The organism is Luteimonas sp. 9C (assembly GCF_902506295.1).
In the GTDB taxonomy this organism is placed as follows: Bacteria; Pseudomonadota; Gammaproteobacteria; order Xanthomonadales; family Xanthomonadaceae; genus Luteimonas.
The window spans coordinates 2,750,601-2,768,046 of sequence record NZ_LR733312.1; the positions used below are offsets into that span (position 1 = coordinate 2,750,601).

The window sequence follows — 17,446 nt, forward strand, 5'->3', positions numbered from 1 at the left end:
TTCCGGTGGGGGGAGCGCGATGGGACAATGCGGCTCCGATTCCAATGCCGCATATGGTCATTATCCGATGAACGAACCGACGACGCAGGGCGCCTACCAGACGTGGATGTGCGTGGTCTGCGGTTTCATCTACGACGAGGCTGTCGGCATTCCGGACGAGGGCATTGCCGCGGGCACGCGCTGGGCCGACGTGCCCGAGACCTGGACCTGCCCCGACTGCGGCGTCACCAAGGACGATTTCGAGATGATGGCGCTCTGACGCGCAGCGCAGGGTCGCCTGTCGACCCCGCATCCGTGTCCCGTGTCACGACGGGCACCGGCTAATGCGCGCGATCGCGCGCGCGTCCGATCCGGACCAGCTGCTCCCGCACCGCGTCCGCGTCGGCGGCATCCGGGTACCGCACAACGTACTGTCCCAGGTCTTCGCGGGCGCCGGTCACATGGCCCAGCGCCAGATAGCCGAGGCCGCGGTCGCGCAGCGCATCGGGCGCATCGGGCGACAGCGACAGCAGCCGATCGGCGCAGCGCACTGCGCGGACCCAGTCGTCCGCCTGGGCGTAGCTCCCGTGCAGGTTGCGCAGCATGCGCATCAGCATCGTCCGCGTCGTTGCCGGGTACAGCAGACGGGCCAGAGTGTCGTCGTCCGGCGGCCCGCCTTCGACGTGCGGCGCGGCGCGGGCCCGCAACGCCTCGAGGTCCAGCGGCAAGCCGCCGTTGAACGGGTCCATCACCAGCATGCCGTCATCCACGGGCAGCCGGACCAGGAAGTGTCCCGGGAAGGAAATCCCGTCCAGCGCCACGCCCAACCGGCGCGCGACCTCCATCTGCACCACGGCGAGCATGATCGGATTGCCGAGCCGGCGCTCGATCACCCGGTTGAGGTAGCTGTTGCGGGGGTCGTAGTAGGCGTCGTGGTTGCCGGCGTAGCCGATCTCCTCGAAGAGATGCCGGTTGATCGCCTGCATCTTCAGCGGCGTCGGGCCGATGGCATCGACTTCGATCCGCAGGTGATGCGCATGGGTCTGCAGCGCTGCGTCGCAACGTGCGATGTCCAGTGCGGGATAATCGTCACGCGCGATCAACAGCGCGCAGGCGAACAGCGGCATCGACGTGTCCGGGGTCCCCGCCAGCGTCGACCACTCGGGCAACTGCAATGCAGTCTTCATGGTGTCCGGCGCGATCGGGCGACGTGCGGGCGCGCGGTCATGGGTCAGGGGGACGGAATCGACGGCGAGAGTGTCAGTGTCTCGCCGTCCTTCAGGCCGATCCGCTGGGCTTCGCCGGCATTGAGTTCGAGCACATAGCGCGCGGCGCCCTCACTGGGATACGACGGACAGCGATTGCCGCCGGAGCACGGCGGCACGTCGCGCTGCTGCGAGACCAGCCTGCGGGCGTCATCGAAATAGAGAATGTCGAGCGCGATGCGCGTGTTCTTCATCCAGTAGGCCTGCGGCGCTTCGCTGTCATGGATGAAGAGCATGCCGTGCCCGTTTTCCAGGGTGTCGCGGAACATCAGCCCGCGTGCGCGCGCGTCGTCCGTTGCCGCGATCTCGACGGTGTAGCGGTTGCCTGCGAGTTCCACCCAGTCTCCGCCACTCGCACACGCGGGCAGCAGAAAGGACGCAAGCAGGGAGAGCAGAAGAAGACGGAGAGCGCGCATGGAAGTACCGGCTGGATGGACTGCATCCACCTTCGGCAAGCGCCGTCCGAGCGTCAAGAAAAAAATCTCGCGTGCAGGGTTCCCAAACCGATTTCATCTATGCATAATTCGCGCCCCGCTTGGCGGACTGCACTTCGGCGCAGCAGGCAAGGCGGGACGAGAACGACAACAGCCTTCACGCGGTGTTGACAGCCTCGAAAGTCGCGGTAAGATGTGCGGCTCGCTTCAACGAAACGCCTTCGGGCCGGACGCTGAAGACGGCGGAAACCAGCCCTCAACGAGGTGTTGACGAAAGCCAAAACCGCGCTAAGATGGGCGGCTCGCTTCGGAGGAAACGACGAAGCAGTGGGAAGCAGGCGCTGAGGCCGCTTCCGCAGATCTTTGACAGTGTGCGCAGGATACTTATGCGGACGTCTGGCTGGTGGTGTTAGTCCATTAGCAGACGTTCTAGAAAGAGCAAGAAAGATTCAAAAGCATGCAAATGCTGGTGAGTAGTTCGAGTTCTGNCTGTAGCCCTCCCCCGCGAAGCGGGGGAGGGTTGGGTGGGGGCAATCGATCAGCGGCACGCAAAGGTGAGATGGCGCTATCGACAGCTTTGTCTGCGTCCCCGGGCCCAGCGAACTGGATGATCGCCCCCATCCCAGCCTTCCACCCGTAAAGGGTGCAATGCCCCGCATGCGGGGGAAGGAGCGGGCCCTCGCGCACTCAAGCCTCAGCTGAGACACGGTTCCAATCCGGTCTCACGACGGAACGTCGGAGTGAGAGCCGCTGCCGAAGCGGCCCCGTTCCAGTGCTCGGTCAAGTCGCGTGCTTGCGATGCACCCAGCGGTACAACACCGGCAACACCAGCAGCGTCAGCAGCGTCGACGAGATGATCCCGCCGACGACGACCGTCGCCAGTGGCCGCTGCACTTCCGCACCCGCGCCGACGTTGAACGCCATCGGCACGAAGCCGAGCGAGGCGACCAGTGCGGTCATCAACACGGGACGCAAACGCCCGAGCGCGCCGTCGACGATGGCGGTGTGCAGGTCCATGCCGTCCTCGCGCAGTTTGCGGATGAAGGTCAGCATGACCAGGCCGTTGAGCACGGCGACGCCCGACAGTGCGATGAAGCCGACGCCGGCCGAGATCGACAGTGGAATGCCGCGCGCCGCCAAGGCCAGTACGCCTCCGGTCAGTGCCAGCGGCACGCCGCTGAAGACCACCAGTGCGTCGCGCAGCGAGCCGAACGCCATGAACAACAGCGCGAGGATCAGCAGCAGTGTCAGCGGCACTACGAGCGACAACCGCTGGCTGGCCGATTGCAGCTGTTCGAACGTGCCGCCGTAGTCGATCCAGTAGCCGGTTGGCAGCGTGACGTCTTCGGCCACCGCGGCTTCCAGTTCGCCGACGAAGCTGCCGAGATCGCGCCCGCGCACGTTGGCGGTGACAACGATGCGGCGCTTGCCGTTCTCGCGGTTGATCTGGTTCGGCGCGAGCTGGGTGCCGATGGTCGCCACCTCGCGCAGCGGCACCGTGCGTGGCGTGCCACTGGCCCAGGTGCCCGTGCGGTCGGACTCGTCGGCGCTGTCGCCTGCCGTGCCCGCGATCGGAATCGGCAGGTCGGCGAGCGCGGCTGGATCGCCGCGCAGCGATTCGGGCAGGCGCACCACAATGTCGAACCGGCGGTCGCCATCGAACAGTTGCCCCGCCGTTTCGCCACCGATTGCAGCGGCGACCACGCGCTGCACATCACCGGGATTGAGGCCGTAACGCGCCATCGCCCGCGAGTCGGGGGCGATCTCCAGCAACGGCAGGCCGTCGACGGCTTCGATCCGCACGTCGGCGGCGCCGTCGATGCCCTGCAGCACGCGTTCAACCTCGGCGGCGACCGCCTGCAGCTGTTCCAGATCGTCGCCGTTGACCTTCACCGCCACGTCGCTGCGCACGCCGGAAATCAGCTCGTTGAAACGCATCTGGATGGGCTGGGTGAACTCGTAGTTGTTGCCGGGCAGTGCCGCGGCGATGGCTTCGAGTTCGGCGACCAGTGCGGCACGCGGCTTGCGCGGATCGGGCCAGTCGGCACGCGGATGCAGGATCACGAAGGTGTCGGCGACCGAGGGCGGCATCGGATCGTTGGCGACCTCGGGCGTGCCGATGCGCGAGAACACGTGGGCGACCTCGGGCGCCTGCAGCAGGCGGCGTTCCAGCACGCGTTGCATCGCCACTGACTGTTCGATGCCGGTGCCGGGAATGCGCATCGCATGCAGCGCGATGTCGCCCTCGTCGAGGCTGGGGATGAACTCGCTGCCCAGCCGCGTCGCCAGCCAGCCGCAGGCCAGCACCAGCACCAGTGCACCGCCGACCAGCCAGCGCCCATGCCGCAGCGCCCAGTCGAGCGCGGGCGCATAGCCGCGACGTGCGGCGCGCATGACCCGGTTGTCGTGCTCGGCGACGCGGCCGCGCAGCAGCAGCGCGATGGTTGCCGGCACGAACGTCAGCGACAGCAGCATCGCGCCGGTCAATGCCAGCACCACGGTGATCGCCATCGGGTGGAACATCTTGCCTTCCACCCCCTCGAGCGCGAACACCGGCAGGTAGACCGCGGCGATGATGCCCAGGCCGAACAGGCTGGGCCGGATCACCTCGGCACTGGCCGAAGCCGCCAGCGCATGACGCTCGGTCGTGTCGAGCAGGCGACCGAGCCGTCGCTGCGCCTCGCCGAACCGGCGCAGGCAGTTCTCGACGATGATCACCGCGCCGTCGACGATCAACCCGAAATCCAGCGCGCCCATGCTCATCAGATTGCCGGACACGCCGCCCTGGCGCATGCCGATGATGGTGAACAGCATCGTCAGTGGAATCACCAGCGCGGTCAGCAACGCCGCGCGCACGTTGCCCAGCAGCAGGAACAACACCACGATCACCAGCAACGCGCCCTCGATCAGGTTCTTCGCCACGGTGCGGACGGTGCGGTCGACCAGCGCCGTGCGGTCGTAGACCGCGACCGCGCGCACACCATCGGGCAGGCTTGCATTCGCGGTCTCGAGGCGCGCAGCCGCGGCCTGCGCCACCGTGCGGCTGTTCTCGCCGACCAGCATGAACACCGTGCCGAGCACGACTTCCTCGCCATCCTGGGTGGCCGCGCCGGTGCGCAGTTCGCGCCCTTCGCCGACGCTCGCCACGTCGTGCACGTGGATCGGCACGCCATCGCGCCGCGCGAGGACGATGTTGCCGATCGCCTCGATATCGGCGACTTGGCCCGGCACCCGCACCAGCAACTGCTGGCCGTTGCGTTCGATGTAGCCGGCGCCGACGTTGCGGTTGTTGTTGGCGACGGCGGTGACGACATCCTCGAACTTGAAATCGAGTGCGACCAGCAGCGCCGGTTCCGGCGTGATGTGGATCTGCCGCGCGAAGCCCCCGACCGTGTTGACCTCGGTGACGCCAGGCACGTTGCGCAGCTGCGGCCGCAGCACCCAGTCCTGCAGCGTGCGCAGATCGGTCGCGGTATACGCCGTGCCATCGGCTTTGCGCGCGTCCGCGTCGGCTTCGACGGTGTACATGAAGATCTCGCCGAGGCCGGTCGCAGCCGGCCCCAGCGAGGCATCGACATCGTCCGGCAGCTGGCCGCGGATCTGCTGCACACGCTCGGCAACCTGCTGTCGCGCGAAGTACAGATCGGTGCCGTCCTCGAACACCACGGTGACCTGCGACAAGCCGTAGGCCGACAGCGAGCGGGTGTGGTCGAGCTGCGGCAGACCGGCGAGCGCGGTCTCGACAAGAAACGTGACCCGCTGTTCGGTCTCCAGCGGCGAGTAGCCCGGCGCCGACGTGTTGATCTGCACCTGCACGTTGGTGATGTCGGGTGTGGCGTCGATCGGGAGTCTGGTGAAGCTCCAGCCGCCGACGGCAATCAGCAGCAACGTCGCTGCGAGGACCAGCCAGCGATGGCGGATGGAGGCGTGGATGAGGGACTCAAGCATGGGGGGCTCCGATGCCTGGGAAGCCTGAGTGGTGCTTCAACGCTTCTGCACGTGCGTATGCACGCGTGATACGCGCGTCGCGATTCAACGCATGCCCGAAACCGTGTTCTGTTGCGTTCGATTCCGACGTATAGCCCGCACGTCCCTCACCGTTATTCCCGCGAAGGCGGAAATCCAGTGGCTTGCGTGACGATGGACGATCGGAAAGAAGTGCATAGAGCGAAGTCCCTGGATGACCAGCCGTTCGGCTGTTGAGAGCCCCGCCTGACCAGTCAGCCGGCTGTTGAAAATCGCGGGAATGAAGGGCCTTGGTTGGCGCGGAATCTGTCAGGTGCCCGCGCGATAGGCGCGCTTTCTCCTCAATGCGCATGACCCGCTCCCGCCTTCTCCAGATCGGCCTTGATCGTGTAGCTCTGCTCGATGACCACGTCTTCGCCCACGGTCACGCCGTCGACGATCTCCACCTGCCGCGCATCGCGCCGACCGAGCGTGACCACACGTTTCTCATAGCGATCGCCCTCGCGCACGAACACCACGTCGCGGCCGTCCATCTGTTGCAGGGCCGTCAGCGGCACCACCAGATCCGCGGGCTGCGTCGACACGGTGACCATCGCGCGTACGGCCGAACCCGGGCGCCATTGGCCGTCGGCGTTGTCGAGCGTCGCGCGGGCGATCGTGCTCTGGCTCGCGGTGGCGGTGCCGGGCAGCACGCGATCGATGCGTGTGTCGGCGGTGGCGCCGTCGCCGAGGCGGCGGATCGTCACCGGCGAACCGGCGGCGAGATGCTCGGCATCGCGGCCGAAGACATGCAGGTCGACCCACAGCGTCGACAGGTCGGCGATCTCGTACAGCACCGCGCCCTCGCCGGCGCTCTGGCCGACGGACGCGTTGCGCGCCAGCACCGTGCCGCTGATCGGGGCTGCGACTGTATATGTCGACAGGCTGAGGTTGCTCTCGATCGTCGCCAGCGCCTGGCCGGCGCGCACGCGATCGCCGACTTCGGCGTGCAGGCGGCGGATCGGGCCGGGGAAACGTGCGGTCACGCGGGCGTTGCCGGTTTCCAGCGTGGTCAGCAGGCCCTGCACCTCGTGCTGGTCGGCGATGGTGCCGGCGGCGACGGGCGCAACGCGGATGCCGACATCGTCGGCGATATCGGCTGCGATGGTCGCGGCGTCGTCGGCGTGTTCGTCGTCTGCGTGTTCGCCATCTGCATGATCGGGGTCGGCATTGTCGTCGTGTGGTGCAGCGGCGGTGCCGCCATCTGCAGCGTCGGTCGATGCGTCGCCGCAGGCGGACAGTGTCAGCAGCAGGGCAAGCGCGAGCGATGCGGAAGTGACACGGGGGTACGTCCTCATCGGGCGTCTCCTTCGAACGGCGCTGGCGTCGCGTGCGCGACGACGAGGGGCTGGCCGGTCAGGCGCTGCAGTTCGATCAATGCGATCTGGGCGGCTTCGGCGGCGTCGAGTTGCTGGCGCAGCGCATCACTGCGTGCGTCCTGCAGTTGCGACCATTCGAGATACGACACCGCGCCTGCGCGCCATGCGCGCTCGATCGCGCCGGCAGCGCGGCCCAGCCGCGGCAGCACGTCGCGCGCGAGCAGCGACACGGTTGACTGCGCGACGCGATAGCGGCCATGCGCTTCAGCCAGCGTGGCCTGCAGCGCACGATCGCCGGCGTCGCGTTCGATCGAGACGAGGGCCAGTTCCGCCGAGGCGGCGCGGATCGCGGGCTGCGCACGTGCGCGACTGCCCAGCGGCACGACGAAGCCGCCGACCAGCGAGGTGTCGCCGGTCTCGCGTTGATGGCGGATGCCGGCCTGCCAGCCGATGTCGGGCGTCGCATCACTGCGCGCGAGTTGCAGTCGCGCCTCGGCGATGCGCGCCTTGTCGTTGAACTGCAGCAGTTCCGGCGATCGCGCAAGCAGGGTGCGCAACGTGTCGAAGTCGGCGATGTCGGGCAGCGCCAGCGGATCACTGTCGGCGATGGCGAAGCCGGCCTCCGGATCGCCCCACAGCATCGACAGGCTGCGCTGCGCGGTGTCGATCTCCAGCCGGGCGCTGGCCACCTGCAGCTCGGCCTGCGCCTGCGCCGCCTGCGCGGTGAGCACGACCGCTTCGGGCGAGGCGCCGGCGGCGAAACGCTGACGCGCTGCGGCCACAAAGCGCGTGCGATGTGCGACATCGGCCTGCGCGATTTCGAGGCGCCGCGTCGCGACGACGATGGCGAGATGGCGGCGCGCGGTTTCGGCCAGCAGATCGACGCGCGCGGTTTCCCGCTGCAGGGCGAGCGCATCGATGCGCGTCTGCGCGAGCGCGCGGCGCGCATCCGGCTTGCCGCCGCGTTCGAACACGCCGGCCAGCGTCAGCGTGGTTTCGAGCGTGCGTGCGGGTGCATCGGGACCGAGATTCTCGATCCCGATGCCGGCCTCAAGCGGCGGTCGCAGCGCAGCAACCTCGCGTTCGGCATCGAACACCGCGCGCTGGCCGTCGAACATGCGCAGATCGGGATGGGCATCGGCGACGCGCGCGAACGCGTCATCGAGGGTCAGGGTCTGCGCACTTGCGCGCACGAACATGGGCGCCGACTGCGCGGCCGCAAGGCACGGCGCAGCGGCGAGGGCGGCCAGGGCCGCCAATCGCAACAACATGGGAACGCTCCAATTCCGGGATGACGAAAAGCCGGCCTCAGGCCAGCGCGGGCGTCATGCGGAAATCGGCGGTCGCAACAGGGAATCGGGCACGCGCGCGGGCACGGCATCGAACGCGGGCAATGCGGGGTGGACTAGCGCCGGCGGCGTCAACAGGGACGACACCGGCGGCAACGCGGGCGTGTGCGCGCCGCACGTGGCGCAATGTGCGACGGCGTGCAGCAGATCGCCGCCATCTTCGTGCGCCTCGGGCGCGTGGTCGTGCTGCTCGGCGGTTTCACCGTGCGCGACTTCGTAGGTATTGCCCATCGCGACCAGCACCGGCGCCACGACCAGGCCCAGCACCAGCAGCGCCAGCATCAGCGGGCGCGACCAGAACGAGGGGACGTGGCGACGGAACATCCGGGCAGGGTAGTGGCTCCGCCGCGCGTTACACAATTCCAGCGGACGGGGATCGCACAGGACGCCGGTGCTCAGGCCCCATGCGCGTGCCGTCGCTCAGCCGCGTTCCGCGCGCAGCCGCTCCAGCACGCCGTCGAGGGCCTCGAGATTGCCGTAGTGGATCACCAGCCGGCCCTTGTTGCCGCGGCCGTTGGCGATCGACACGCGCGTGCCCAGGGTTTCCGACAGTTCGTTCTCCAGCGAGACGATGTCCGCCTGGGGCCGCGCCTTGTTGCGCGCGACGGTGCGCGTGTCGCCACCCGGCACGCGGCCGGCGGCGAACTGCTGCGCGCGGTGTTCGACTTCGCGCACGGACCAGCCGTGTTCCACGGCGTCGCTGGCCAGCTTGCTGGCGAGCTCCGGCGACAGCGTCAGCAGCGCGCGGGCATGGCCCATTTCCAGCTGCTTGGATTCGACCAGGATGCGGATCGCCGGCGGCAGTTCCAGCAGGCGCAGCAGGTTGGACACCGCGGCGCGCGAACGGCCCACGGCCTCGGCGGCCTGTGCGTGCGTGAGATCGAATTCGTCGATCAGTCGCTGCAGCGCCTGCGCTTCTTCCAGCGGGTTGAGGTCTTCGCGCTGGATGTTCTCGATCAGCGCCATCGCGACGACCGTGCGGTCCTCGACGTTGCGCACGACCGCCGGCACTTCGCTCAGGCCGGCCTGCTTGGACGCACGCCAGCGGCGTTCGCCGGCGATGATCTCGAAGGTGCGGTCGGGCCGCTCGCGCACGACCAGCGGCTGGATCACGCCCTGCGCCTTGATCGACTCGGCCAGCTCGCTGAGCTTGTCGGCGTCCCAGTGCTTGCGCGGCTGGTACTTGCCGGCGCTCAGCGCATCGATCGGCAGCACGCGCAGCGTGTCGAGTTCGGTCGCCTCCAGGCTCGGCGCCTCGGCCGCGGCCTTGGGGCCGAGCAGGGCTTCGAGGCCGCGGCCCAGGCCACGTTTCTTGGCGGGCGTCTTCGCAGCGGTCATGCCGGCGTCTCCATGGCAGTGGCGTCCTGATTGCGCTTGGCGTCGCGTTCGCGCTGACGGCGGATCACTTCGCCGGCGAGACCGAGATAGGCGATCGCGCCGCGCGATCCCTTGTCGTAACCGACGATGCTCTGGCCGTGGCTCGGTGCTTCCGCCACGCGCACGTTGCGCGGCACGATGGTGCGGAACACCTTGTCGCCGAAATGGTTCGTCAGCTCGCCCGACACCGCGTTGGCGAGGTTGTTGCGCACGTCGAACATCGTGCGCAGCACGCCCTCGACCTCGAGGTCGGGATTGAGGTTCTGCCGGATCGCCTCGATCGTCTGCAGCAGTGCGGTCAGACCTTCGAGTGCGTAGTACTCGCACTGCATCGGCACCAGCACCGAGTCGGCGGCGGTCAACGCATTGAGCGTCAGCAGCGACAGTGCCGGCGGGCAGTCGATCAGGATGTAGTCGTAGCGCGCGCGCAGCGGTTCGAGCGCGCGTTTGAGGCGCTGCTCGCGCGCGTCGGCGCCCATCAGTTCGAGTTCGGCGGCGGTAAGATCGGTGTTGCCGGGAATCAGGTCGACCTCTTCCTCGGTCTGCACGATCGCGTCGCCGGCCTCCACTTCGCCCAGCAGCACGTCGCAGGTCGAGACCGGCACCGCGCCCTTGTCGATGCCGCAGCCCATCGTCGCGTTGCCCTGCGAATCGAGGTCGACCAGCAGTACGCGCAGCGGGGTGCGCGCGAGCGCCGCGGCCAGGTTCACGGCCGTCGTCGTCTTTCCGACGCCGCCTTTCTGGTTGGCGATGGCGATGATGCGGGCCATGGGCTCCGTGCGAGGTTCAGGAAGGGAGCCGGCCACCGCGGGCGGCGGCCGGACCGGGGATTATGCCCCCCAAGCGTCGCTTGGGGACACCGCACCGACCCGGCGTCCACAGGGCGGGCGCGGCGCGGCTGCAGCTGAACCGGCGATGCGCGCGGGCCGCGGGACAGCGGCTCAGGTACGGGCGACGACGACCAGATGCCGTTCGGCGTCGAGACCGGGCACCTTGAGCGGCGTCACCGTGTCGAGCCGCCAGCCAGCCGGCAGCGCGGCGATCTCGTCGACCGGGTGTACGCCCTTCATCGCCAGCAGGCGACCGCCGCCGGTCTTCGGCAGATGGCCACCGACGGCGAGGATGTCGGGCAGCGTGGCCAGCGCACGCGCGGTGATGGCATCGAAGGCGCCGGGCCGGTCGACGGCTTCGATGCGCGACTCGGCGACGTCCGCATTGCGCAGTTTCAGCTGGCGCACGGCCTCGCGCAGGAAGCGCGCCTTCTTACCGTTCGACTCCACCAGGGTGACGTGGAGACCGGGCAGGGCGATCGCCAGCGGAATGCCCGGCAGGCCGGGGCCGGTGCCGAGATCGGCGAGCGTGGCGAGGCCATCGACGTGCGGCACCATCGCCAGCGAGTCGAGCAGATGCCGCACGACCATCTCGCGCGGATCGCGCACGGCCGTGAGGTTGTAGGTCTTGTTCCAGCGCACAAGGAGCGCGAGATAGGCGAGCAGCGGATCGGCCAGCGTCGGCGCGAGGCCCAGCGTGCGCAATCCGGCTTCGAGTTCGGCGCGCAGCGCGGTGTCGTCGGTGAGTTCCATGGGGCGCATTGTAGAAGCTGGCGCGGCGCAGGGTCCGTGGCGCAGCTGGATCGGATGGATCGCCCCCACCCAACCCTCCCCCGCTAGCCGGGGAGGGCTATGTCTCTCGCGATCTGCCTTGGGCCTCGGCTTTTCCAAAGCCCTCCCCCGCTTGCGGGGCATTGCGCCCTTTACGGGTGGAGGGTTGGGTGGGGGCACAGCCTCAGCCCACCGAATCCCCACTCGCGCGACTCAACCGCCCGAACGCCCGCTCACTCCTCCTGTCGCCAGGCCACCGTCGCCAGATAGCCCGGCAACGGCGCGAACGCATGCAGATGCCAGTCCGCCGGTGTCCCCAGCGCAGGATCGCAGGCGACCAGCGCCCAGCCATCGTCGCGTGCGGCGAACTCCAGGCGATCGAGCCCGAACGACAGCCCATGTCCATGCGCCTTTAGAACCGCTTCCTTCGCACACCACAACTGCACGAACGCGGCTTCCGCATCGTCGGGTGCGCGCTTCGCCAGCGCCGTCGCTTCGCCCGCAGTGAAGAAGCGCTGCGCCAGCGCCATCGCCTGTGGACGCGGACGCTGCCACTCGATGTCCACGCCCACGGCCACGCCGTCGCCCAGCGCGACCAGCAGCGCGTCGCCGCTGTGGCTCCAGTTCGCGTCCAGACCCGGGTGGCCGGGCACCTGCAGCTGTGGCCGGCCACGGCCGTCGCGTGCGAGGCCGATATCGGATGCGGGGCGATCGAGGGCGTCGGCCAGCCAAGGGCGCACCAGGAGTTCGGCGGACTGGCCGCGGCGGTACTCGCGCCAGGCATAGCGCACCGGCGCGTCGGCCAGGCTCAAGGTTTTGCTGAACATCCCTTGCTGAACATCCGGTTTTGGCATCCCGCAGGGCGTCCAGCGTAAGCTAAAACCGCTGTTCCGCGGGCCGGACACGGCGTACGGAACAACTTTTCGGAGTGGCAACACGATGTCGGCAGTGAGTGTGGAACCGGGCGCGATGCGCATTGAGGACCTGCAGGACGCAGGCGGACGTCGACCGATGGTCGAAGGCGTGCCGTCACGCGCGGTCGCCTTCGGCGCCGACGGCGCAGTCACGGCGCAGACCTTTCTGGCCCATGTGCGCGGCGTCGCGGCGCTGCTGCCCGACGCGCCGTTCGCGCTGAATCTCTGCGAAGACCGCTACCGCTTTCTCGTCGCATTCTGCGCGGTCGCGTTGCGCGGCCAGACCACGCTGCTGCCGCCGGCGCGCACGCGCGGTGCGATCGACGATGTCCGCGCCCGCCATCCGCACAGCTACTGCATCGGCGATCGCGACGACTGCGGCTGCGATGCCGTGGACACGCCTGCGCCGCCGCATTACGTGCGCCTGCCGGACACGTTGCCCATGCGCGACGGCGACGTGCCCACGCTCGCCCTCGATGCGCTGGTCGCGATCGGCTTCACCTCGGGCAGCACCGGCGTGCCCGGCGCCAATCCCAAGACCTGGGGCACGTTCCACACGTGCACCATGCAGAACCTCGCCGCGCTGGCCGACCTGCACGGCGACGCCACGCTGCCCGTCGTCGCCACCGTGCCGCCGCAGCACATGTACGGCATGGAGCTGTCGGTGCTGCTGCCGCTGCTCGGCAACGTGGCCGTGCATGGCGCGCGTCCGTTCTTCCCCGAGGACATCGCCGCCGCACTGCGCGATGCGCCGCGACCGCCGCTGCTGGTCACCACGCCGGTACACCTGCGCTCGCTGGTCGAATCCGGTGTCGCGCTGCCGCCGCTCGCCGCGATCGCCACCGCCACCGCGCCCCTGTCGCAGGCGCTGGCCGCCGACGCCGAAGCGCGTTTCGGCTGCGAAGTGCGCGAACTGTTCGGTTCCACCGAGACCTGCATCTTCGCCCGGCGCCGCACCGCGCACGAACAGGCCTGGACGCCGTTCGACGGCGTGCACCTGCAGCCCGTGCCCGACGGCACCTTCGTGCATGCGCCGCACCTGCCGGAGCCGCGCCTGCTCGCCGACATCGTCGAACTCGACGCGGACGGCCGCTTCGAACTGCGCGGCCGTCAGGCCGACATGATCGAGATCGCCGGCAAGCGGGCCTCGCTCGCCGATCTCACCCGGCGCCTGCTCGCCATCGAGGGCGTGCGCGACGGCGTGATCTGCCAGAGCGCGACGCCCGATGCCACCGGCGTGCGCCGGATCATGGCCGCCGTCGTGGCGGGCCCTGCGCTCGACGATGCCGCGCTGCTGGACGCATTGCGGGCCGGCATGGATCCGGTCTTCCTGCCGCGACGCATCCGCCGCGTCGACGCGCTGCCGCGCAACGAGACCGGCAAGCTCACGCGCGCCGCGCTCGACGATCTGTTCGGCGGCGCTGCTACCTGAATACTGACGTCTCCGTCACGGACCCGGCCGGATGCTGGCGCCGGCGTTCGGGCCTGCATGCCCCTACATTCCGATGTCCCGCGTTTCGCACTGGAGCATTTCGTATGAACTTCCTCATCTACATCATCGTCGGCGGCATCGCCGGCTGGCTGGCCAGCATCCTGATGCGCACCAACGGCCAGCAGGGCATCCTGCTGAACATCGTCGTCGGCATCATCGGTGGCTTCATCGGTGGCTGGCTGCTGCCGATGCTGGGCGTCTCGTTCGGTGCAGGCTGGATCGGCTTCCTGCTGACCGCGCTGATCGGCGCGATCATCCTGCTGGCGATCGTCAACCTGATCCGCCGCGGCAGCGCGCGCTGACCGCGCAGGCTGCACCGCTGCACCAGAAGGCCCGGCATTGCCGGGCCTTTTTCTTGCCCGCGCGGGCGCAGGTCGCGAAGGGTCCTACAGCGAGAGCGTCACCCATGCCGGCGCATGATCGCTGGGCCGCTCCCACGTCCTGGGTTCGCGATCGATGCCCGAGGCGACGGCGGCATCGCGCAAGGCGTCCGACACCAGCGTCAGATCGATCCGCAGGCCCAGATCCCGCCGGAAACCGGCCTGCCGGTAGTCCCACCAGCTGAAGATGCCGCCCGCGTCGTTGTGCAGCCGGAACGCGTCGTGCAGCCCGAGGCCGAGCAGGCCGCGCAGGGCGTCGCGCTCGGCGGTCGAGGTCAGGATGTGGCTGTCGTTCCAGACCGCGGGATCGTGCACGTCGCGGTCGTCGGGGGCGATGTTGAAATCGCCGAGGACGACGAGTTTCGGATGCGCGGCGCGCTCGCGCTGCACCCAGGCGTGCACCGCTTCGAGCCAGCGCAGCTTGTAGGCGTACTTGTCGGTGCCCACGTCCTGACCGTTGACCACGTAGAGGTTGATCACGCGCACGCCGTCGATGGTGGCGGCGATCACCCGCTTCTGCTCGTCCTCGAAGCCGGGAATGCCGATCTGCACGTCGTCGAGCGCGCGCGCGCGGGCGAGCAGCGCGACGCCGTTGTAGGTCTTCTGCCCGGCGAACACGCTGCGGTAGCCGAGCGCGGCGAGGGCGCTGTCGGGAAACCGCGCGTCCTCGAGCTTGGTTTCCTGGATGCCGACAACGTCGGGCTGCGTGTCGCGCAACCACTGTTCGAGGTGCGGCAGGCGGACATTGAGCGAGTTGACGTTCCAGCTGGCGATGCGCATGGCGGACACGGGTACGGACAAGGCGCTAGTGTAGGCCGCGGCCCGGGCCCGATGCTCGGGCGCAGGCCAGGAGTCGGCAGATGGGCGTGACCGGAATCGGCGGTGTGTTCTTTCGCGCGCGCGATCCCGATGCGCTGTCGGCGTGGTACGCGGAGCACCTCGGCGTGGGGCCGACCGGGACGACCTGGCTGTGGCCGCAGCAGGCCGGCCCGACCGTCTTCGCGCCGTTCCCCCAGGACAGCGACTACTTCCCGGCCGACCGGCAGTGGATGCTGAACCTGCGCGTCGATGATCTCGACGCGCTGCTGTCCAGGCTGCGCGGAGCGGGAGTCGACGTCATCACCAACGCCGACTGGGACACGCCGCAGACCGGTCGTTTCGCGCGCATCCACGATCCGGAGGGCAATCCGGTCGAACTCTGGCAACCTCCCGCAGCGGACTGAGCCGAAGCGCCTCAGCGCGCCAGAAATTCCACGAGCCTGGCGATGCGCGCATACGGTGGCCGCAACCAGTCGGTCACTGCGACACGCGACTGCCACAGCACCGGCAGCGCCTTGGTCATCGCGTCGAAGCCCGCGCGGCCGTGATACGCGCCCATGCCGCTGGGACCGACGCCGCCGAACGGCAACCGGTTCGCGGCGAAGTGCAGCAGCGTGTCGTTGACGGTGACGCCACCGGCGATGGTGCGGGCGAGGATCGCTTCGGCCTGTGCGCGATCGCCGAAGGGATACAGCGCCAGCGGCCGGTCGCGCGTCTCGACGAAGGCGATGGCGTCGTCGAGCGAGTCGTAGGAAATCACCGGCAGGATCGGCCCGAAAATTTCCTCGCGCATCACGTCGCTGTCGTCGCCGGGCTCGACGACGAGTGTGGGTGCGAGCGCACGCGCGCCGTCGACGTCGAGCAGCGGCAGCACGGTCAGGCCACGGGCACGTGCATCGTCGAGCAGACCGGCCAGTCGCGCGTGCTGCGCGTCGCTGACGATGTGGGTGTAATCCGCCGCCCGCGCACCCGCATCGGCGTAGCGTGCCTGCACCTCGAACCGCAGCGCCTCGAGCAGCGCGTCGCGACGCGCGGCATCGATCAGCACGTAGTCCGGCGCGATGCAGGTCTGGCCGGCGTTGAACAGCTTGCCGGTGACCAGGCGGGACGCGGCCTTGTCGAGCGGATAGCCCGGGCAGACGATCGCCGGCGACTTGCCGCCCAGTTCCAGCGTCAGCGGGGTGAGGTTCGGCGCGGCGGCGGCCATGACCTTGCGGCCCACGGCAGTGGAGCCGGTGAACACCAGATGGTCGAACGGCAGGCCGGCGAACGCGCCGCCGATGTCGGCATCGCCCAGCGCGACGGCGACGCGGTCGGCAGGAAATACTTCGGCCAGCAGCGAGCGCAGGAACGCGCTGCTGCGCGGCGTGTGTTCGGACGGCTTGAGATAGACGTGGTTGCCGGCGGCGATCGCGGTCGCCAGCGGAATCAGTGCCAGATTCACCGGGTAGTTCCACGGCGCGATGACACCGACCACGCCCAGCGGCACCGGCCGCACTTCGGCGCGCGCCGGCCACAGCCGCCAGCCGGCGCCGACGCGGCGCGGGCGCATCCAGCCGCGCAGGTGGCGGCGCAGCGCATCGATCTCCGACAGCACGGTCATGCCGTCGGCGATCAGCGATTCGGCGCGCGCGCGATGGCCGAAGTCGGCCGAGATCGCGTCGGCCATTTCCGGCAGACGACGCGCGAACGCGGCGCGCAGCCGGGCGAGGTCGTCGCGGCGCTGCGCGGCATCGGGGCGCCGGCTGCGCCAGGCGGCGCGCAACGCGTCGAGCGTCGGCTGCAGGTCGGCGACCGGAGTCGCGGCGGGTGGCGGGTCGGGCTGGGCGGCGTCCATCGTCGCAGTGTAGCGCCGGCATCGCGGCAATCCGCCGGAGCCGGAGGTAGACTCCGGCGATGGACTTGAGACCGTACCGGAACATCGCGCCGACGCTCGGCGCACGCGTCTACGTGGACCCTGCGGCGACCGTGATCGGTGACGTCGAACTGGGCGACGACGTGTCGGTGTGGCCGGCGACGGTGATCCGCGGCGACGTCAACCACGTGCGTATCGGCGCGCGCACCAGCGTGCAGGACGGCACCGTGATCCATGTCAGCCACGCCGGCCCGCACGCGAAGCGCGGCGGGTTTCCGACCCTGATCGGCAGCGACGTGACCATCGGCCACAAGGCGGTGATCCACGCCTGCACGATCGAGGACGCGGCGCTGATCGGCATGGGCGCGCTGGTGCTCGACGGCGCGGTGGTGAAGCGGCACGCGTTCGTCGCGGCCGGCGCGGTGGTGTCGCCGGGCAAGGTCGTCGGCGAGTGCGAGCTGTGGGTCGGCAATCCGGCGCGCTGCGTGCGCAGGCTCGACGACGCGCAGATCGAAGGCCTGTATTACAGCGCCGCGCATTACGTGCGGCTCAAGGACGAATACCTCGCCGCGCTGGCGGCCTGAGCACGGCAGGGACGCAGACGCCACATGACCGACAGGGACGACGCGCACGCGCGCATGACCGCACGGAGCCGCG

The 17,446-nt window shown here is 69.2% G+C and carries 17 protein-coding genes; 5 read left to right on the plus strand and 12 right to left on the minus strand.

Going from position 1 to position 17,446, the window contains the following annotated elements; all coding sequences use genetic code 11:
• Positions 1-19 precede the first annotated feature (19 nt).
• Positions 20-259 carry a rubredoxin gene (locus CURTO8I2_RS12605; RefSeq protein WP_159681403.1) on the plus strand — a complete coding sequence of 80 codons (240 nt, stop codon included), beginning with the start codon at positions 20-22 and terminating at the stop codon, positions 257-259.
• A 61-nt stretch (positions 260-320) separates the two neighbouring features.
• Here CURTO8I2_RS12605 and CURTO8I2_RS12610 read toward each other — a convergent pair whose 3' ends face one another.
• The 10 genes from CURTO8I2_RS12610 to CURTO8I2_RS12655 all read right to left on the minus strand — a co-directional run bounded on the left by CURTO8I2_RS12610 (position 321) and on the right by CURTO8I2_RS12655 (position 12,156).
• A complete protein-coding gene (locus tag CURTO8I2_RS12610; protein ID WP_159681404.1) occupies positions 321-1,166 on the minus strand; it encodes a tetratricopeptide repeat protein in 846 nt (281 codons plus the stop codon).
• Positions 1,167-1,210: 44 nt separating this feature from the next.
• Positions 1,211-1,660, minus strand: a complete 450-nt coding sequence (locus tag CURTO8I2_RS12615; protein ID WP_159681691.1) for a DUF192 domain-containing protein — start codon at positions 1,658-1,660, stop codon at positions 1,211-1,213.
• Between the two features lie 798 nt (positions 1,661-2,458).
• Positions 2,459-5,626 (minus strand): CusA/CzcA family heavy metal efflux RND transporter, encoded by a 3,168-nt coding sequence (locus tag CURTO8I2_RS12620; RefSeq protein ID WP_159681405.1) that lies wholly within the window; start codon positions 5,624-5,626, stop codon positions 2,459-2,461.
• 359 nt (positions 5,627-5,985) lie between these two features.
• Entirely contained in the window at positions 5,986-6,981 is a 996-nt protein-coding gene (locus CURTO8I2_RS12625) for an efflux RND transporter periplasmic adaptor subunit (protein ID WP_159681406.1), read from the minus strand.
• The gene (locus CURTO8I2_RS12630) at positions 6,978-8,273 is read right to left on the minus strand and encodes a TolC family protein (RefSeq protein WP_159681407.1); all 1,296 of its coding nucleotides are present in this window, start codon (positions 8,271-8,273) and stop codon (positions 6,978-6,980) included. Before CURTO8I2_RS12630 ends, CURTO8I2_RS12625 begins: the two co-directional genes overlap by 4 nt.
• A gap of 54 nt (positions 8,274-8,327) precedes the next feature.
• Positions 8,328-8,675, minus strand: a complete 348-nt coding sequence (locus tag CURTO8I2_RS12635) for a DUF2946 family protein (RefSeq protein ID WP_159681408.1) — start codon at positions 8,673-8,675, stop codon at positions 8,328-8,330.
• A 96-nt stretch (positions 8,676-8,771) separates the two neighbouring features.
• The gene (locus tag CURTO8I2_RS12640) at positions 8,772-9,689 is read right to left on the minus strand and encodes a ParB/RepB/Spo0J family partition protein (protein WP_159681409.1); all 918 of its coding nucleotides are present in this window, start codon (positions 9,687-9,689) and stop codon (positions 8,772-8,774) included.
• Positions 9,686-10,498: an AAA family ATPase gene (locus tag CURTO8I2_RS12645; protein WP_159681410.1), complete on the minus strand. Its 813-nt coding sequence runs from the start codon at positions 10,496-10,498 to the stop codon at positions 9,686-9,688. Before CURTO8I2_RS12645 ends, CURTO8I2_RS12640 begins: the two co-directional genes overlap by 4 nt.
• Before the next feature lie 171 nt (positions 10,499-10,669).
• Positions 10,670-11,311, minus strand: a complete 642-nt coding sequence (gene rsmG, locus CURTO8I2_RS12650) for a 16S rRNA (guanine(527)-N(7))-methyltransferase RsmG (RefSeq protein ID WP_159681411.1) — start codon at positions 11,309-11,311, stop codon at positions 10,670-10,672.
• Positions 11,312-11,562: 251 nt separating this feature from the next.
• On the minus strand, positions 11,563-12,156 hold the full coding sequence (locus CURTO8I2_RS12655; RefSeq protein ID WP_159681412.1) for a 4'-phosphopantetheinyl transferase superfamily protein: 594 nt from the start codon (positions 12,154-12,156) through the stop codon (positions 11,563-11,565).
• A gap of 184 nt (positions 12,157-12,340) precedes the next feature.
• Here CURTO8I2_RS12655 and CURTO8I2_RS12660 point away from each other — a divergent pair, with 184 nt between their 5' ends.
• Together CURTO8I2_RS12660 and CURTO8I2_RS12665 are read left to right on the plus strand one after the other, a co-directional pair.
• Positions 12,341-13,675: an AMP-binding protein gene (locus CURTO8I2_RS12660; protein ID WP_236551148.1), complete on the plus strand. Its 1,335-nt coding sequence runs from the start codon at positions 12,341-12,343 to the stop codon at positions 13,673-13,675.
• A gap of 104 nt (positions 13,676-13,779) precedes the next feature.
• On the plus strand, positions 13,780-14,037 hold the full coding sequence (locus CURTO8I2_RS12665) for a GlsB/YeaQ/YmgE family stress response membrane protein (RefSeq protein WP_159681413.1): 258 nt from the start codon (positions 13,780-13,782) through the stop codon (positions 14,035-14,037).
• Positions 14,038-14,121: 84 nt separating this feature from the next.
• Here the strand turns inward: CURTO8I2_RS12665 and xth are convergent, their stop codons facing one another.
• Positions 14,122-14,895 carry an exodeoxyribonuclease III gene (gene xth, locus CURTO8I2_RS12670; RefSeq protein WP_159681693.1) on the minus strand — a complete coding sequence of 258 codons (774 nt, stop codon included), beginning with the start codon at positions 14,893-14,895 and terminating at the stop codon, positions 14,122-14,124.
• An 80-nt stretch (positions 14,896-14,975) separates the two neighbouring features.
• Between xth and CURTO8I2_RS12675 the strand changes: the two genes are divergently transcribed.
• A complete protein-coding gene (locus CURTO8I2_RS12675) occupies positions 14,976-15,338 on the plus strand; it encodes a VOC family protein (protein WP_159681414.1) in 363 nt (120 codons plus the stop codon).
• An 11-nt stretch (positions 15,339-15,349) separates the two neighbouring features.
• On the opposite strand, the gene CURTO8I2_RS12680 is transcribed toward CURTO8I2_RS12675, so the two are convergent.
• A complete protein-coding gene (locus CURTO8I2_RS12680; protein ID WP_159681415.1) occupies positions 15,350-16,771 on the minus strand; it encodes a coniferyl aldehyde dehydrogenase in 1,422 nt (473 codons plus the stop codon).
• Positions 16,772-16,830: 59 nt separating this feature from the next.
• Here CURTO8I2_RS12680 and CURTO8I2_RS12685 point away from each other — a divergent pair, with 59 nt between their 5' ends.
• A complete protein-coding gene (locus CURTO8I2_RS12685) occupies positions 16,831-17,373 on the plus strand; it encodes a gamma carbonic anhydrase family protein (RefSeq protein WP_159681416.1) in 543 nt (180 codons plus the stop codon).
• Positions 17,374-17,446: the final 73 nt, after the last annotated feature.